Source organism: Pantoea sp. PA1, from assembly GCF_056856975.1.
In genome coordinates this window covers 1295203-1310764 of the sequence record NZ_JBXGEE010000001.1, presented here as the reverse complement: position 1 = coordinate 1310764, position 15562 = coordinate 1295203, and the positions used below count along the sequence as shown (strand labels likewise).

Below are 15562 nucleotides of genomic sequence, written 5' to 3'. Positions count from 1 at the left end.
TTACCCTCTTGCTGCCAGTGCGACAACGCGCTCATAAGCCTGTCCGCTGCGGATGGCGTTAAGCGCCTGCTGTGCGTTTTCACGCAGGTCTTCCTGACCAAATACTTTAAGCAACATCGCCACGTTAACGGCGACGGCTTCCTCATGAGCCTGCTGGCCATTACCCTGGAGTAAAGCTGTCAGAATGTCACGGTTTTCTTCCGGGGTGCCGCCCGCCAGCGCCTCTTTCGGGTGGAAGCCAAAGCCAAAGTCTTCAGGTGAGAGCTGATAACAGGTGATCTCCCCCTCGCGCAGCTCGGCGACGTGCGTCACATCGTGCAGGGCCACCTCATCCATGCCGCCGCCGTGGACCACGGCTGCACGCTGGTAGCCCAGCACTTTCAGGGTCTGAGCAATCGGCATCACCAGTTCCGGGCTGTAAACACCAATCACCGCCAGCGGGGGACGCGCCGGGTTGATCAGCGGACCCAGCACATTGAACAGCGTGCGGGTCTTCAGCTGCTGACGCACCGGCATCGCATGGCGGAATCCGGTGTGATACTGCGGCGCAAACAGAAAGCAGACGTTAAGATCGTCCAGCGCCTTGCGCGCCCGGTCAGCAGGCATATCAAGATTGATGCCAAAGGCCGCCAGCAGGTCGGAGGAGCCCGATTTGCTGGAGACGCTGCGGTTGCCATGCTTCGCCACTTTCAGACCGCATGTCGCCGCGACCAGGGCGCTGGCAGTGGAGATATTGATGCTGTTGCTGCCGTCGCCGCCGGTGCCCACGATGTCGGCAAAGGTATAATCCGGGCGCGGGAAGGGGCGGGCATCTTCCAGCAGCGCGGTCGCGGCCCCGGCAATCTCTTCCGGCGTTTCGCCCCGCACCTTCATGGCGATTAAGGCGGCGGCGAGCTGCGTCGGTTCCAGCTGGCCGGTGATAATGGCGCTGAACAGCTGATGACTCTCAGCCTGATTCAGCGTCTGCGCCTGGTAAAGTTTTTCCAGTGTCTGTTGCATAGTCATTCTCCCTGTTACTTCGCCAGCGCCCAGGCCAGCGTCTGCTCAAGCAGACGCGCGCCCTGAGAAGTCAGAATGGATTCAGGATGGAACTGGAACCCGCACACCCGGTCGGTTTCATGACGCACCGCCATCACCATCCCGTTGAAACTGGCGTTGACCGTCAGCTCATCCGGCGTGTTGCTGCCCACCAGTGAGTGGTAGCGCGCCACCGGCAGCGGATTGCTCAGGCCGGCAAACATCGCCTCGCCGTCGTGGTCAATAGAGGAGGCTTTGCCGTGCAGGATCTCACCGGCCTGACCCACGTGGCCGCCGTAGGCTTCAACGATCGCCTGATGCCCCAGGCAGATGCCGATAATCGGCAACCGTCCCCGCAGCACCCGCAGTAACTCCGGCATACAACCGGCATCTTTTGGCGCGCCGGGGCCGGGCGAGAGCATCAGCACCGGGTCTTCCATCCGCTGCAGCTGCTCAATTAAGAGTTCCGCAGGCAGGTTGTTTCGGTAGATCACCACGTTGTGACCAAACGTCCGCAGCTGATCAACCAGGTTATAGGTAAAGGAATCGATGTTATCGAGCAGCAGAATATCGGCCATCAGAAGATCTCCTTGCAGTGATGGGCAGTCGCGATAGCGCGCAGAACGGCGCGGGCTTTGTTGCGGCTCTCATCCGCTTCAGCCTGCGGATTGGAGTCCAGCACCACACCGGCACCCGCCTGGACGGTGGCCACGCCTTCTTCAACGTAGGCCGAACGGATCACGATGCAGGTATCGAGATCGCCGTGAGCCGTGAAGTAGCCCACCGCACCGCCGTAGCTGCCGCGGCGGGTGCGTTCCGCCCCGGCTATCAGCTGCATGGCGCGCACCTTCGGCGCACCGCTCAGGGTGCCCATGTTCATACAGGCGCGATAGGCATGCAGCACGTCAAGGTCGTCACGCAGCGTGCCCACAACGCGGGAGACCAGATGCATGACGAAGGAGTAACGGTCTACCTTAGTCAGGTCTGCCACGTAACGGCTGCCCGGCACGCAGATACGCGCCAGATCGTTCCGCGCCAGATCCACCAGCATCAGGTGTTCCGCCAGCTCTTTATGGTCGGTTCGCATCTCCAGCTCAATACGGCTGTCGAGATCGCGATCCAGCGAGCCATCTGCATGGCGGCCACGCGGGCGGGTACCGGCAATCGGGTAGATCTCAATCTGACGCGAGATGGCGTCATACTTCAGTGAACTCTCCGGCGAGGCACCAAACAGCGAGAAATCCTGATCCTGCATAAAGAACATGTAGGGGCTGGGATTGCTGTTCTTCAGCGTGTCATATGCCGCCAGCGGTGAAGGGCATGGCAGCGAGAAACGGCGTGAAGGGACGACCTGGAAAATTTCGCCGATGCGAATTGCCTGCTGCATGCTGCGCACCACGTCGCAATACTCTTCATCACTCTGGCTGGTGGTCAGCGTCATCTGCTCCACCTTTTGTACCGGCAGTACAGGTGCGGGCTGAAGCATCTGGCCATGCAGCTGCTCAATGCGGCGCTGCAGGCGCTGGAATTCGCTGGTGGACGGACAGAACAGGCTGGCCTGGAGACGTGCGCTGCGGCTCTGGTGATCGATCACCAGTAAGGTCTCGGCCAGGTAGAAGCAGTAGTCGGGGCAGCGCTGCTGATTATCCAGCGCCGGCAGGGTTTCAAAACCGGCAACCAGATCATAAGCAAACAGACCGCCCAGCAGCACCGCTTCCCGTTCGTCGGCAGGGGCGTTAACCAGTTGCGGAATCAGACGCAGCGCGTCAAACACCGACAGGGCCTTGAGGCGGGAGTCTTCATCCTGCTGCTGATCGCTGCTCTGCGGGAAGGTCAGAACACGGCCATCGGGACGCACCTGATTCATCACTGACGCGGGCAGGGCTTCATCCAGCAGCGGCAGCAGGGCGCGGCCATTTTCTGACAACGCCTGCACGGTGACTTCGCTGCCCAGTGCGCTGACGCGCAGCGCACTGTCGACAATCAGCAGGCTTTTCAGATTGCGCTTGCTGTCGATATCAGCGGATTCGAGCAGCAGGGTTGCCGGACGTGCGCCGCACAGCTGGTGAAACACTGCGGCCGGATCTTCGCGGTAGGGCGCGGTGCCGGTAATCAACTTCACTGTAGGTTTCGCATTTGGCATGATGATTTCTCTGAATTTCGCTCAAAAAAAAGCCCGCTCGGTGGCGGGCTCAGGTATCTGCACAGCGTTTACGCAAAATGTGCACGACCATGTCGCCCGGTTTCGGGAACATCGCGCCAGCCATGTAAATGCGTAATTGTAATCGCCATGATGAAATACCCGTTACGTGTGAACTTGTGTACTAGTTAACGGGTTCAGGACGGAAATGTCAATACACTTTTTCACTGAGCGTTAAAATCGTTATCATGCTGGCCGGTTTAGTTTCAGCAGGAGTTCTCTTGAGCGATATCGCCCGTTTCCCGGTTTATGATCTACACAGCCACACGCGCGCCTCCGATGGTTTACTGACGCCCGCCGTGCTGGTGCAGCGCGCGGTAGAGATGCGGGTTGGCGTTCTGGCGATCACCGATCACGACAGCGTGGACGGGGTGAGCGAGGCGCAGCAGACCGCCCGTGACCAGGATCTGCCGATAAAAGTGCTGGCCGGTGCTGAGATTTCTACCCTGTGGGAGAATCATGAGATCCATATCGTGGGGCTGAACATCGATATCCATCATCCGGCGATGGTGACCTTTCTGGCGGGGCAACTGGCCTGCCGGCAGCGGCGCGCGGAAGAGATCGGTGAGCGGCTGGCGAAGGCACGTATTCCCGACGCACTGGCGGGGGCGACCCGACTGGCCGGGGGCGGCATCATTACCCGCGGACACTTTGCCCGCTTCCTGATAGAGCAGGGCAAAGCCGGTGACATGGCCCAGGTTTTCAAAAATTATCTGGCGCGAGGCAAAACCGGCTACGTGCCGCCACAATGGTGTACAATTAAACAAGCCATTGATGCGATTCATCATTCTGGTGGCTGCGCCGTGCTGGCTCATCCGGGCCGGTATGGTTTATCGGCGAAGTGGCTGAAACGGCTGATCGCCCACTTCCGCGAAGCGGGGGGCGATGCCATGGAAGTGGCACAGTGCCAGCAGCCACCCAATGAGCGCACGCAACTGGCGCAGTACGCCAGAGAGAATGACCTGGCCGCATCGCAAGGTTCAGATTTTCATCAACCCTGCCCGTGGATTGAGCTGGGCCGCAAACTCTGGCTGCCCGGCGACGTTGAGCCGGTCTGGGAACGCTTTCCGGACCTCGCTCCCGCAGTGGCAATCACGGAAAGGTGACACGAGGTTTCTATGAGTCAACTGTTTCATATTCATCCGGACAATCCGCAGCCGCGCCTGATCAACCAGGCGGTCGACTACCTGAACAAAGGCAGCGTCATCGTCTATCCCACCGATTCCGGCTATGCGCTGGGATGCCGGCTGGAAGAGAAGGGCGCGATGGAGCGTATCTGCCGTATCCGTCAGCTCGATGGACACCACAATTTCACCCTGATGTGCCGTGACCTCTCCGAGCTGTCGGTCTATTCTCAGGTGGGAAACTCGGCCTTTCGCCTGCTGAAAAACAACACGCCAGGTAACTACACCTTTATTCTCAAGGCGACCAAAGAGGTGCCGCGCCGTCTGATGAACGAAAAGCGTAAGACCATCGGTCTGCGTGTGCCGTCCAATCCGGTGGCGCTGGCGCTGCTGGAAGCTCTGAATCAGCCGATGATGTCGACCTCGTTGATCCTGCCGGGCAACGATTTTACGGAATCCGATCCGGAGGAGATTCAGCACACCATTGGCAAGCTGGTCGATCTGATCATCGACGGCGGAACGCTGGGGCAGCAGCCGACCACGGTGGTCGATCTGACCACCGATACGCCGGAAATTGTGCGTGAAGGTGTGGGTGATACCCGCCCGTTCCTGTAATCAATCCGGCTCAGACACCGCGCGTCGGTGTCGGGGCCAGATTTGACTGCAACCAGCTTTTAAACTGGCCGTAGGGAATATAAAGTGAAACGTCTTTCAGGATCACTTTCCCGTTACGGCCATTCTTAATGGCATCGGAATAACCGACAATCACGCCGCTCAGCGTTTCATCGCGGTTATAAACACCGCCGCCCGACATTCCCTGAACCACGCCTGCATTAGAGGCCATCGCAATGCAGGGACTTTTATTCCATTTATTCCGAATAGCCGTGCGGGCTAAATTCACCCCCGTCGACTCTACCGGCATCGCGGAAATAAAGCTGTATCCGTACATTTTAACGGGATCGCCAATATCACCACTGCGGAATTTTGCCAGGGTGGTGGCATCATTCTTGTGATAAATAATCGCAAGGTCGCAATAGGGATGATAAGACTTCACGCGCTGCACGGCGGTTTTGGCGACGTGCGCTGCGGTAAGGCTATATTCAGGCGTCAGTGGGATGCTGGTGCCCAGTGTGCCGAAACCGAGGATCGTCGGGATGCCGGTCACGCTCATATCTACGTGCTGCATCGCCGTACGACTGTACTCAGTATGGCCCACGGAACACCCGCTCAGCACCAGTGCAGCCAGCACCGGGCACAGAAACAGGTTTCTCATGATGGCATTCTTTATTCCGGCATGTCGGAAAATCCCTGGTGAAGACTCATGACATGCAAGCAAGGTTCATCAGTGAACCGTATTAACGCAACAATTCCGGATGCGCCGGTTTATTGGATTATCTGAAAACACGATTTTTATTAACGAATAACAAAGGGCGGTACTGTTATGATGCAGGACCATGAAATTTCAGGTGCTGCTTTTTTATTGTGCTGCTGAGAGAAAGTGTATCAGCTTAATAGTGTCAGACAATTTATTAAAGCTAATAAGAATTAAATACCCCTGAAAATAGGGTTTTAACAGAATCTTCATTAGGAATAATCTTACCCAGGCCGTTTATTCAGCTTATCAGGCTAACTAAAGATAATCTTACGTTTTTTTATGCTGCCTTTGAGAGAGAAGCCAGAGGATTAGATTCGCAGATAAATCTCTGGAAGTTTAAGATAGTGTTAAGTTTTTGATCGTTACGGCCTCTTTTCATTGCCCCGCCAGTGTTTAAAAAATTTAATTTTCTTCAGCTATAAAGTTTTCGCCACCGGCGTTTTATTCAGTATATTTCCTTAACTGAGTCTGCTGTTATTTTAATCATGTATGTAAATAATGAGGAATATCATTATCCGGTCTCTATGCTTTTTTAGTGGTTATTTGCAGAAGCACAAAGGGCGTTACATCGGGGTTAAATGCCTGTATAATGGGCCCAAGTTAATAGGTTAACCTGTTGATAAAGAAAGAATTATCACCCTGCCATGACGCCTGGGAAGGCGACAAAGAGGAAGCTCAATGAGCGAAAAGTTACAGAAAGTCTTAGCGCGTGCCGGTCATGGCTCGCGTCGTGAAATCGAATCAATGATTGCCGCTGGCCGTGTCAGCGTCGACGGAAAGATCGCCACCCTGGGCGACCGTGTCGAAAGCAGCAAATCCCTGAAAATCCGTATTGATGGCCATCTGGTTTCGATTGCTGAATCAGCAACCGAAGTCTGCCGCGTGCTGGCCTATTACAAACCGGAAGGTGAACTCTGTACCCGCAGCGATCCTGAAGGGCGCCCGACGGTCTTCGATCGCCTGCCGCGTCTGCGCGGGTCACGCTGGATTGCCGTCGGCCGTCTGGATGTGAACACCTGTGGTCTGATGCTGTTCACCACGGACGGTGAGCTGGCGAACCGTCTGATGCATCCCAGCCGTGAAGTGGAACGGGAATATGCGGTGCGCGTCTTTGGCCAGGTGGATGATGATAAAATTCGTCAGCTGAGCAAGGGCGTTCAGCTGGAGGATGGCCCGGCTGCGTTCAAAACCCTGCGTTTTGGCGGCGGAGAAGGGATCAACCAGTGGTATAACGTGACCCTGACCGAAGGACGTAACCGTGAAGTGCGTCGGTTATGGGAAGCGGTTGGTGTCCAGGTCAGCCGTCTGATGCGCGTTCGCTATGGCGATATTACCTTACCGAAAGGCCTGCCGCGCGGCGGCTGGACGGAGCTGGATCTGCCGGCGGTAAACTATCTGCGTAACCTGGTAGAGATGGATGATGAGACGGTGACCAAACTGGTCGTTGAGAAAGATCGTCGTCGCACCAAAGCAAACCAGATCCGTCGTGCGGTAAAACGCCACAGTAAAGTCAGCTCGACCCCTCGTACGCCGCGCCGCAATCCGGGCAGCAAACGCAATTCCGGTTAATTATGCCGGCAGGATAAAAAAACGCAGCCTCCGGGCTGCGTTTTCTTTTTCTGTCACCAGTCAATACCCTGCTGGGCCTGTATACCGGCATCAAAGGCGTGCTTAACCGGGCGCATCTCCGTTACGGTATCGGCCATCTCAGTCAGGGTGCGGTGACAGCCGCGTCCGGTAATAATGACGCTCTGCTGCGCCGGGCGCTGCTGCAGCGCGGCGATCAGCGCCTCCAGCGGCAGATAACCCATGCTCACCATATAGGTAATTTCGTCCAGTACCACCAGATCGATCTGCGCATCGGCCAGCATCCGCTGGGCATGCTGCCAGACTGCCAGACAGGCGGTGGTGTCCGTCTCACGGTTTTGCGTCTCCCAGGTGAAGCCGGTGGCCATAACCTGAAATTCCACCCCGTGCTGCTCCAGCAGGTTTCGCTCGCCGTTCGGCCAGTCACCCTTGATGAACTGGACCACCGCCACGCGCTTGCCATGGCCGGTGGCGCGCAGTGCCGTGCCGAAGGCCGCGGTTGTTTTGCCTTTGCCGTTGCCGGTAAACACCATCAGAATGCCGCGAACCGCTGTCGCGGCGGCGATACGCGCATCCACCTGCTCTTTCAGGCGCTGCTGACGCTGCTGATGACGATCGTCAGCCATTATTCCGCGGCTCCGGGTTTCCTGCCCGGCTGCGCATCGAAGCTCATCCCCGTCTTGCGGCGGCTGTCATCGCCCATCAGATAGAGATAGAGCGGCATCAGATCGGCAGGCGTTTTCAGTTTATTTGCATCTTCCTGCGGGAAGGCGCTGGCGCGCATTTTGGTTCGCGTGCCGCCCGGATTGATACAGTTCACCCGCAGCGACTGGCTCTTATACTCATCCGCCAGCACCTGCATCATTCCTTCCGTTGCAAATTTAGAGACCGCATAAGCGCCCCAGCCTGCACGACCGGTGCGGCCCACGCTGGAGGTGGTGAATACCAGCGAACCCGCCTCTGACTTCAGCAGCAGCGGCAACAGGGCCTGAGTCAGGAAGAAAGTCGCATCCAGATTGACATCCATCACCTGACGCCAGATCTGCGGATCGAGTTCAGCCAGCGGCACGATTTCACCGAGCAGACCGGCATTATGCAGCACGCCGTCGAGACGCGGAAACTGTTGCGCCAGCTGGTCGGCAACCTGCTGGCAGCGTTCTGGTGTGGCCTCGGCCAGGTCCAGTACCACCTGGTGAGCAGGACGTTTATTGAGTTGATTGATCGACGTTCTGACCCGTTCGAGTTTTTCCGGGTTGCGGCCCATCAGGATCACTTCTGCGCCATAGCGGGCATAGGTCAGCGCCGCTTCCTGGCCGATGCCATCTGACGCGCCCGTGACCAGAATAATACGATGATTGAGCAGGTCACTTTTCGGTTGATAATGCACAGCGGGGTCCTCCGGCGAAAACAGCATGATTCCGCTTTATGCCTGAATTTACGAATGGGTGCAATCGCCAGCCCGCGCAATCTGTGCCAGCTGCTGGCATTTCAGGCGACGAGGCAGGGTAAAACGGCTAAACTGGCGAACTGTTTTTGATTCTTTTTTACTAAGGCGACCTGATGGATTTTATTTCAACGTATGGACTCTTTTTAGCGAAAGCGGTGACGCTGGTGGTTGCGGTCGCGGCGATTGTCATGATTGTGATGAATGCGGCACTGCGTAAACGCTCGCAAAGTGGTCAGCTGCGCCTGACCCATCTGGGTGATGACTATCAACAGATGAAAGAAGATCTGCAGCTGGCAAAAATGAAACCGCAGGCGCAGAAGGTCTGGCTGAAAAACCATAAAAAGAGCGAAAAGCTGAAAGCCAAAGCGGAAAAGCAGGCGGCGAAGCAGGGCGCGCGCGGGGGTGAGAAGCCGACGCTTTATGTGCTTGATTTCAAAGGTAGCATGGATGCCAGTGAGGTCACGTCACTGCGTGAAGAGATTTCAGCCGTGCTGGCGGTGCAGCAACCGGGCGATGAAGTGCTGCTGCGTCTGGAAAGCCCTGGCGGTGTGGTGCATGGCTATGGTCTGGCCGCGTCACAGCTGCAGCGTCTGCGCGACCACGGGCTGCGCATCACCGCGGCCGTGGACAAAGTGGCAGCCAGCGGCGGATATATGATGGCCTGTGTGGCCGATCGCATTGTGGCGGCCCCGTTCTCCATTATTGGTTCAATCGGTGTGGTGGCCCAGATCCCTAACTTCAACCGTCTGCTGAAGCGCAATGACATCGATATCGAGCTGCACACGGCCGGTCAGTACAAGCGAACGCTGACGCTGTTTGGCGAGAACAGCGAAGAAGGGCGGGAGAAATTCCAGCAGGATCTCGACGAAACGCACCTGCTGTTCAAGCAGTTTGTGCATCAGATGCGCCCGTCGCTGGATATTGATAAGGTCGCGACCGGTGAACACTGGTATGGCCGCCAGGCGCTGGATCTGGGGCTGATTGATGAGATCGGCACCAGCGATGATTTAATCATCCGCCAGATGGATCAGTTCAACGTGCTGGGGGTGCACTTCGCCCGCCGTCGTAAAATGATGGATCGCTTTACTCAGAGCGCGGGCTCGGTGGCAGAGCGTCTGCTGCTGAAACTCTGGCAGCGCGGCGAAAAGCCGCTGCTGTGATGCGAAACCCGGCCTGTGCCGGGTTTTTTTATTCCAGGTGATAGTGCGGCGACAGGACCACCGCCAGATGTTTGAAGACGTTAAACACCGCTGTGGTTTTAGCCGTCGGTAATCCCTGATCGTCGAGAAAAAACGGGCCGCGAAAAACCAGCACATCCCCCTGCTGACTGACGTCATCCGCCTGCATGCCCGCTAAATAATCATCATGTTCTTTAATCAGGGCGTTGGCCTTTTCCAGCAACGCCTGGCGGGAAATAGCCTGGGTCGGTGTCTGCATTTATTTGCTCCTTTTTTGACAGCACTCGAATCCTTTCTATATTACTGACGAGTCTGCTGGCATGACAACCCGCCCTGACCGATGAAAACCTGGCGTAACGACGGGCTGAATGCTAATTAAGTTGCGTAACAGATTTTATCAGGTAGAGTGTGGGCGATTCCGATTTCAGGGATTTTGCACCAGGATGTGCGAAGAGTTCAGATGGAAAAATCATGCTTTATCATGCAGTTGCATTTAGCCGGATCATCTGTTCTGAGATTGACCCCTCCGCCTTGAAATGTTAGACAGGCGCAGCAATATTGAACCCGATGGGTTTTTGGGCATCCAATCCTCTCCCGTTAAGCAGGATGTTTTCATTAGGTAAAGGTAAATATGGGTAAAGCACTCGTTATTGTTGAGTCCCCGGCAAAGGCCAAAACAATCAATAAATATCTGGGCAATGACTACGTGGTGAAATCCAGCGTGGGTCATATCCGGGATCTGCCGACCAGTGGTTCAACCGCAAAGAAAAGTGCTGACGCCTCGACAGATAAGAAAGTCAAAAAAGTTAAAAAAGATGAGAAAGCCGCCCTTGTCAGCCGCATGGGTGTTGACCCCTATCATGGCTGGGAAGCGGATTATCAGATCCTGCCCGGCAAAGAGAAGGTGGTGGCAGAACTGAAGGCGCTGGCCGCCAATGCTGACCACATCTATCTCGCAACCGACCTTGACCGCGAAGGGGAAGCCATTGCCTGGCACCTGCGGGAAGTGATCGGAGGCGATGACTCACGCTTCAGCCGCGTGGTGTTCAACGAAATTACCAAAAATGCGATTCGTCAGGCGTTTGAAAAGCCGGGCGAACTCAACATCGACCGGGTTAATGCTCAGCAGGCGCGCCGCTTTATGGACCGCGTGGTGGGTTACATGGTGTCACCGCTGCTGTGGAAAAAGATCGCCCGTGGCCTCTCAGCCGGTCGTGTGCAGTCAGTGGCCGTTCGCCTGGTAGTGGAACGTGAACGTGAAATTAAAGCCTTTGTTCCCGAAGAGTACTGGGAAGTTAATGCTGCGCTGACCACGCCAAACGGCGATGAGCTGTCGATGGATGTGACACACCGAGGCGACAAGGTGTTCCGCCCGGTCAACCGTGACGAAACTTACGCCGCAGTGGCGCTGCTGGAAAAAGCGCGCTTTGAAATTGTGGATCGTGAAGATAAGCCGACCAGCAGTAAGCCGGGTGCGCCCTATATCACCTCGACGCTGCAGCAGGCGGCCAGCACCCGTCTGGGCTTTGGCGTTAAAAAGACCATGATGATGGCGCAGCGCCTCTACGAAGCGGGTCACATCACTTACATGCGTACCGATTCGACCAACCTGAGTCAGGATGCGGTCGCCATGGCGCGGGGCTACATCGAAAACAACTTCGGTAAAAAATATCTGCCAGACAGCCCCGTCACTTACGCCAGCAAAGAGAACTCTCAGGAAGCGCACGAAGCGATTCGTCCTTCCGATGTGGAAGTCGTGGCGGAAAAACTGAAGGATATGGAAGCGGATGCGCAGAAGCTCTATCAGCTGATCTGGCGTCAGTTTGTCGCCTGCCAGATGACCCCGGCCAAATATGATTCCAGCACCATCACGGCCGCCGCCGGTGAGTTTAAACTCAAAGCGAAAGGCCGTATTCTGCGCTTCGACGGCTGGACTAAAGTGATGCCTGCGTTGCGTAAGAACGATGAAGATCGCACGCTGCCTGCGGTCAGTGTGGGGGATAGCCTCGACCTGCAACAGCTGCTGCCGGGTCAGCACTTCACCAAGCCACCGGCACGCTTCAGCGAAGCCTCGCTGGTGCGTGAGCTGGAGAAGCGCGGTATCGGCCGTCCGTCGACCTACGCCGCCATTACCTCGACCATTCAGGACCGTGGCTATGTCCGGGTAGAAAACCGCCGTTTCTATGCGGAAAAAATGGGTGAAATCGTCACCGATCGTCTGGAAGAGAACTTCCGCGAGCTGATGAACTACGATTTCACCGCGCGCATGGAGGACAGCCTGGACCAGGTCGCCAATAACCAGGCGAAATGGAAAGCGGTGCTGGACCACTTCTTCAGCGACTTTACCGAGCAGCTTGAAAAAGCTGAAAAAGATCCTGAAGAGGGCGGCATGCAGCCCAATCAGATGGTGCTGACCTCGATTGACTGTCCGACCTGTAGTCGTCCGATGGGGATCCGCACCGCCAGTACCGGTGTCTTCCTGGGCTGTTCCGGCTATGCGCTGCCCCCGAAAGAGCGCTGCAAGCAGACCATCAACCTGATTCCGGAAAACGAAGTTCTGAACATTCTGGAAGGGGACGATGCCGAAACCAACGCCCTGCGTGCCCGTCGTCGCTGCCAGAAGTGCGGCACAGCGATGGACAGCTACCTGATCGACAATGAACGCAAACTGCACGTCTGTGGTAATAACCCGGAGTGTGATGGTTACGAAATCGAGAAAGGCGAGTTCCGCATCAAGGGTTATGACGGCCCGGTCGTGGAGTGCGAGAAGTGCGGTTCGGAGATGCATCTGAAGATGGGACGCTTTGGCAAGTACATGGCGTGTACCAACGAAGAGTGCAAAAACACCCGCAAAATTCTGCGCAGTGGGGAAGTGGCGCCACCGAAAGAAGATCCGGTGCCGCTGCCTGAGCTGGCGTGTGAGAAGTCAGATGCCTATTTCGTGTTGCGCGACGGGGCGGCGGGCGTCTTCCTGGCAGCCAATACGTTCCCGAAATCGCGCGAAACCCGTGCGCCGCTGGTGGAAGAGCTGCTGCGCTTCAAAGATCGTCTGCCTGAGAAGCTGAAATATCTGGCAGACGCGCCGGTCGCCGATCCGGAAGGGAATAAAACGCTGGTGCGGTTCAGCCGCAAGACTAAACAGCAGTATGTCTCCTCAGAAAAAGAGGGTAAAGCCACCGGCTGGTCAGCCTTCTTTATTGATGGCAAATGGCAGGAAGCGAAAAAGTAATCTTATCAGGCCAGCGTTCGCTGGCCTTTTTCTGAGCCTTATATCAATCCGTTCTATTCTCACACTTAAACTGATATAGTTGTTATAGCATTTCCGACCTTTCCTGATGCATAGCCTTTCTTCACCCTTGCGACTGTCGGTCAAGCGGGGATGCGACTCTGTAACTTACCAGGACAAAACAGATATGAAATTACAGCAGTTGCGCTATATCGTCGAAGTGGTGAACCATAACCTCAACGTCTCTTCGACGGCGGAAGGTCTCTATACCTCGCAGCCCGGCATCAGTAAGCAGGTCCGGATGCTGGAAGATGAACTGGGTGTGCAGATTTTTGCCCGGAGCGGGAAACATCTCACGCAGGTCACGCCAGCCGGGGAAGAGATCATTCGTATTGCGCGTGAAGTGCTCTCCAAAGTGGATGCCATTAAATCGGTTGCCGGTGAGCACACCTGGCCCGACAAAGGTTCGCTCTATGTGGCGACCACCCATACCCAGGCGCGCTACGCGCTGCCCGGCGTGATCAAAGGCTTTATCGAACGCTATCCACGCGTCTCTTTGCATATGCATCAGGGATCGCCGACCCAGATTGCCGAAGCCGTTTCCAAAGGCAATGCCGATTTTGCCATTGCCACCGAAGCGCTGCATCTCTATGACGATCTCATCATGCTGCCGTGCTACCACTGGAATCGGGCGATTGTGGTCACTGCCGATCACCCGCTGGCCGGAAAAGGGCAGGTGACCATTGAAGAGCTGGCGGAGTATCCACTGGTGACTTACACCTTTGGCTTTACCGGGCGGTCAGAACTGGATACCGCCTTCAACCGCGCCGGGTTAACACCCCGCATCGTCTTCACCGCCACCGACGCAGACGTCATCAAAACCTATGTCCGTCTGGGGCTGGGTGTCGGCGTCATCGCCAGTATGGCGGTTGACCCGGTCTCCGATCCCGATCTGATTCGCATTGAAGCCGCGGATATCTTTACCAACAGCACCACCAAAATAGGCTTCCGTCGCAGCACCTTCCTGCGCAGCTATATGTATGATTTCATCCAGCGTTTTGCCCCGCACCTGACGCGTGACGTGGTGGATACCGCCGTTGCGCTCCGCTCTAACGAAGACATTGAAGCGATGTTTAAAGATATCAAGCTGCCGTTTAAATAGGGTTTATCCCCTGCGCGACAACATAAGGCTGCCTGGTGCAGCCTTTTTTGTTGCCAGCCTTTAGCGCCAGATGAGACTGAAAGTTTTTATGATTTTTTTGTAAATGAAACATTGATCACATGTTTTCCGGTTCGGCTTTCTTAAATGCGAATCACAACACATTTTTAACTATGTCACTTTGCGACATGCCAGGATTATTCCCATACTCCAGTTAACCGCCTGTGTTGGAAGCCAGTAAACATCAGGCTCTGGGGTTTGCTCTTTAGTTTTAAATGGATCTGAAATGGAATTAACTCAAATTGATTAGTGCTTCATTTAATTAAAGAGTGGTTCCGCTGTTAATGATTTCTGGCGTTATTTAAGACTATTGATTAATACCGTTAATCGTTTTACTCAATAAAAATAACTGGATTTTTGGCCTTAACGCGTTTAGGATTCCTCCTAAATCTTAATCGTTGTTATCAATCATTTTGTTGAGAGTGATTATCAGAAACTATGAATACACGACTGACTGTAGAACCGGGTTTCCCGGTAAAAAGCACCAAGGTTGAGCGTACTGGTAACACCCGTCGCAAAGCCTGGTTAACCGTATTCGCTGCCTCTGCGCTGTTCTGGGTGGTTGTCGCGTTAATGATTTGGCGTATCTGGGGCTAAAGCCATGTGGGTAAACACACTCAGCCATAAACGTTCTCTGACGGCGCGTCAGACCAAGCCGGTCAGCTGCAAAGCGAAAGAGCCGCTTGCAAAGGACGAAAAAGTGTCTATCCCCGAGTCATGGGATTTGAGTGATAACCAGCGACTTTTTATTGAGTCGTTTCTGCAGCCTGAAACTAAATAACGTTGTCTGACTCTCTTTAGTCACCGCTCTTTTATTACCGGACATTCCGGCGGGCTTTTTTAAATGCCCCTTTCCACATCCAGTACGACCCAAGGGTGTCACCAGAGTAAGGTGACCGCAAAAACTTTTACGCCCGATTCCGGCGAAGGAGTGAACCAAATGAATATGATTAAAATGTCCTGGCTTAGCGCGTATGCGTTCTCCTTTGCGTTCTGGTCTGCGGCGGTGTGGATAACGCTTTAATCTGAATTACCTCCCTTTTTATGATGCCTCGTGATTTTCACGGGGCATTTTCGTTTATGGGCGATTGTAGCAATTTGTGTTGTAATCAAAACGTTAACGAATTTGTGGACTATCTTTAACATAAACCTTTGTCTCTCTAAGGTTTAAAGACCATGAATGAAAGGA

Annotated in this window: 12 protein-coding genes, 1 pseudogene and 1 other annotated feature; of the genes and pseudogenes, 7 read left to right on the top strand and 6 right to left on the bottom strand. The window is 55.1% G+C overall.

Annotated features, from left to right (window positions below; genetic code table 11):
• Window positions 1–1595: pseudogene (gene trpD / locus AC1V0D_RS06385) on the bottom strand (bifunctional anthranilate synthase glutamate amidotransferase component TrpG/anthranilate phosphoribosyltransferase TrpD).
• A complete protein-coding gene (locus AC1V0D_RS06380; protein WP_009089949.1) occupies window positions 1595–3160 on the bottom strand; it encodes an anthranilate synthase component 1 in 1566 nt (521 codons plus the stop codon). The pseudogene trpD and the gene AC1V0D_RS06380 overlap by 1 nt, the downstream one beginning before the upstream one ends.
• 23 nt (window positions 3161–3183) lie before the next feature.
• Window positions 3184–3285: a sequence feature (Trp leader region), on the bottom strand.
• Window positions 3286–3438: 153 nt separating this feature from the next.
• Between AC1V0D_RS06380 and rnm the strand changes: the two genes are divergently transcribed.
• Both rnm and AC1V0D_RS06370 read left to right on the top strand, forming a co-directional pair.
• Entirely contained in the window at window positions 3439–4323 is an 885-nt protein-coding gene (rnm, locus tag AC1V0D_RS06375) for an RNase RNM (protein ID WP_009089950.1), read from the top strand.
• Window positions 4324–4335: 12 nt separating this feature from the next.
• Window positions 4336–4956: an L-threonylcarbamoyladenylate synthase gene (locus AC1V0D_RS06370; RefSeq protein WP_009089952.1), complete on the top strand. Its 621-nt coding sequence runs from the start codon at window positions 4336–4338 to the stop codon at window positions 4954–4956.
• A gap of 10 nt (window positions 4957–4966) precedes the next feature.
• Here AC1V0D_RS06370 and AC1V0D_RS06365 read toward each other — a convergent pair whose 3' ends face one another.
• Window positions 4967–5614: a hypothetical protein gene (locus AC1V0D_RS06365; protein ID WP_009089953.1), complete on the bottom strand. Its 648-nt coding sequence runs from the start codon at window positions 5612–5614 to the stop codon at window positions 4967–4969.
• Between the two features lie 780 nt (window positions 5615–6394).
• On the opposite strand from AC1V0D_RS06365, the gene rluB reads away from it, so the two are divergent.
• Entirely contained in the window at window positions 6395–7285 is an 891-nt protein-coding gene (rluB, locus tag AC1V0D_RS06360; RefSeq protein ID WP_058958472.1) for a 23S rRNA pseudouridine(2605) synthase RluB, read from the top strand.
• Between the two features lie 53 nt (window positions 7286–7338).
• On the opposite strand, the gene cobO is transcribed toward rluB, so the two are convergent.
• Entirely contained in the window at window positions 7339–7929 is a 591-nt protein-coding gene (gene cobO, locus AC1V0D_RS06355; RefSeq protein ID WP_140925463.1) for a cob(I)yrinic acid a,c-diamide adenosyltransferase, read from the bottom strand.
• On the bottom strand, window positions 7929–8690 hold the full coding sequence (locus tag AC1V0D_RS06350) for a YciK family oxidoreductase (protein ID WP_046102053.1): 762 nt from the start codon (window positions 8688–8690) through the stop codon (window positions 7929–7931). The genes cobO and AC1V0D_RS06350 overlap by 1 nt, the downstream gene beginning before the upstream one ends.
• A 173-nt stretch (window positions 8691–8863) precedes the next feature.
• Here AC1V0D_RS06350 and sohB point away from each other — a divergent pair, with 173 nt between their 5' ends.
• On the top strand, window positions 8864–9910 hold the full coding sequence (gene sohB / locus AC1V0D_RS06345) for a protease SohB (protein ID WP_009089960.1): 1047 nt from the start codon (window positions 8864–8866) through the stop codon (window positions 9908–9910).
• A gap of 28 nt (window positions 9911–9938) precedes the next feature.
• Here sohB and AC1V0D_RS06340 read toward each other — a convergent pair whose 3' ends face one another.
• Window positions 9939–10187 carry a YciN family protein gene (locus tag AC1V0D_RS06340; RefSeq protein WP_009089962.1) on the bottom strand — a complete coding sequence of 83 codons (249 nt, stop codon included), beginning with the start codon at window positions 10185–10187 and terminating at the stop codon, window positions 9939–9941.
• Window positions 10188–10559: 372 nt separating this feature from the next.
• Here AC1V0D_RS06340 and topA point away from each other — a divergent pair, with 372 nt between their 5' ends.
• The 3 genes from topA (at window position 10560) to AC1V0D_RS06325 (ending at window position 14970) form a co-directional block, all read left to right on the top strand.
• On the top strand, window positions 10560–13157 hold the full coding sequence (gene topA, locus AC1V0D_RS06335; protein ID WP_154928219.1) for a type I DNA topoisomerase: 2598 nt from the start codon (window positions 10560–10562) through the stop codon (window positions 13155–13157).
• A gap of 184 nt (window positions 13158–13341) precedes the next feature.
• Window positions 13342–14316 (top strand): HTH-type transcriptional regulator CysB, encoded by a 975-nt coding sequence (cysB, locus tag AC1V0D_RS06330; protein WP_009089966.1) that lies wholly within the window; start codon window positions 13342–13344, stop codon window positions 14314–14316.
• Window positions 14317–14811: 495 nt separating this feature from the next.
• Complete coding sequence (locus AC1V0D_RS06325) at window positions 14812–14970, top strand: YmiA family putative membrane protein (RefSeq protein ID WP_009089968.1); 159 nt, start codon at window positions 14812–14814, stop codon at window positions 14968–14970.
• Window positions 14971–15562 lie beyond the last annotated feature (592 nt).

What these genes read in the sequence shown, in the direction of transcription:
- AC1V0D_RS06380 (WP_009089949.1), bottom strand. Translation starts at nt 3,160, where the DNA reads ATGCCAAATGCGAAACCTACAGTGAAGTTGATTACCGGCACCGCGCCC.
- AC1V0D_RS06370 (WP_009089952.1), top strand. Translation starts at nt 4,336, where the DNA reads ATGAGTCAACTGTTTCATATTCATCCGGACAATCCGCAGCCGCGCCTG.
- AC1V0D_RS06365 (WP_009089953.1), bottom strand. Translation starts at nt 5,614, where the DNA reads ATGAGAAACCTGTTTCTGTGCCCGGTGCTGGCTGCACTGGTGCTGAGC.
- rluB (WP_058958472.1), top strand. Translation starts at nt 6,395, where the DNA reads ATGAGCGAAAAGTTACAGAAAGTCTTAGCGCGTGCCGGTCATGGCTCG.
- cobO (WP_140925463.1), bottom strand. Translation starts at nt 7,929, where the DNA reads ATGGCTGACGATCGTCATCAGCAGCGTCAGCAGCGCCTGAAAGAGCAG.
- sohB (WP_009089960.1), top strand. Translation starts at nt 8,864, where the DNA reads ATGGATTTTATTTCAACGTATGGACTCTTTTTAGCGAAAGCGGTGACG.
- AC1V0D_RS06340 (WP_009089962.1), bottom strand. Translation starts at nt 10,187, where the DNA reads ATGCAGACACCGACCCAGGCTATTTCCCGCCAGGCGTTGCTGGAAAAG.
- topA (WP_154928219.1), top strand. Translation starts at nt 10,560, where the DNA reads ATGGGTAAAGCACTCGTTATTGTTGAGTCCCCGGCAAAGGCCAAAACA.
- cysB (WP_009089966.1), top strand. Translation starts at nt 13,342, where the DNA reads ATGAAATTACAGCAGTTGCGCTATATCGTCGAAGTGGTGAACCATAAC.
- AC1V0D_RS06325 (WP_009089968.1), top strand. Translation starts at nt 14,812, where the DNA reads ATGAATACACGACTGACTGTAGAACCGGGTTTCCCGGTAAAAAGCACC.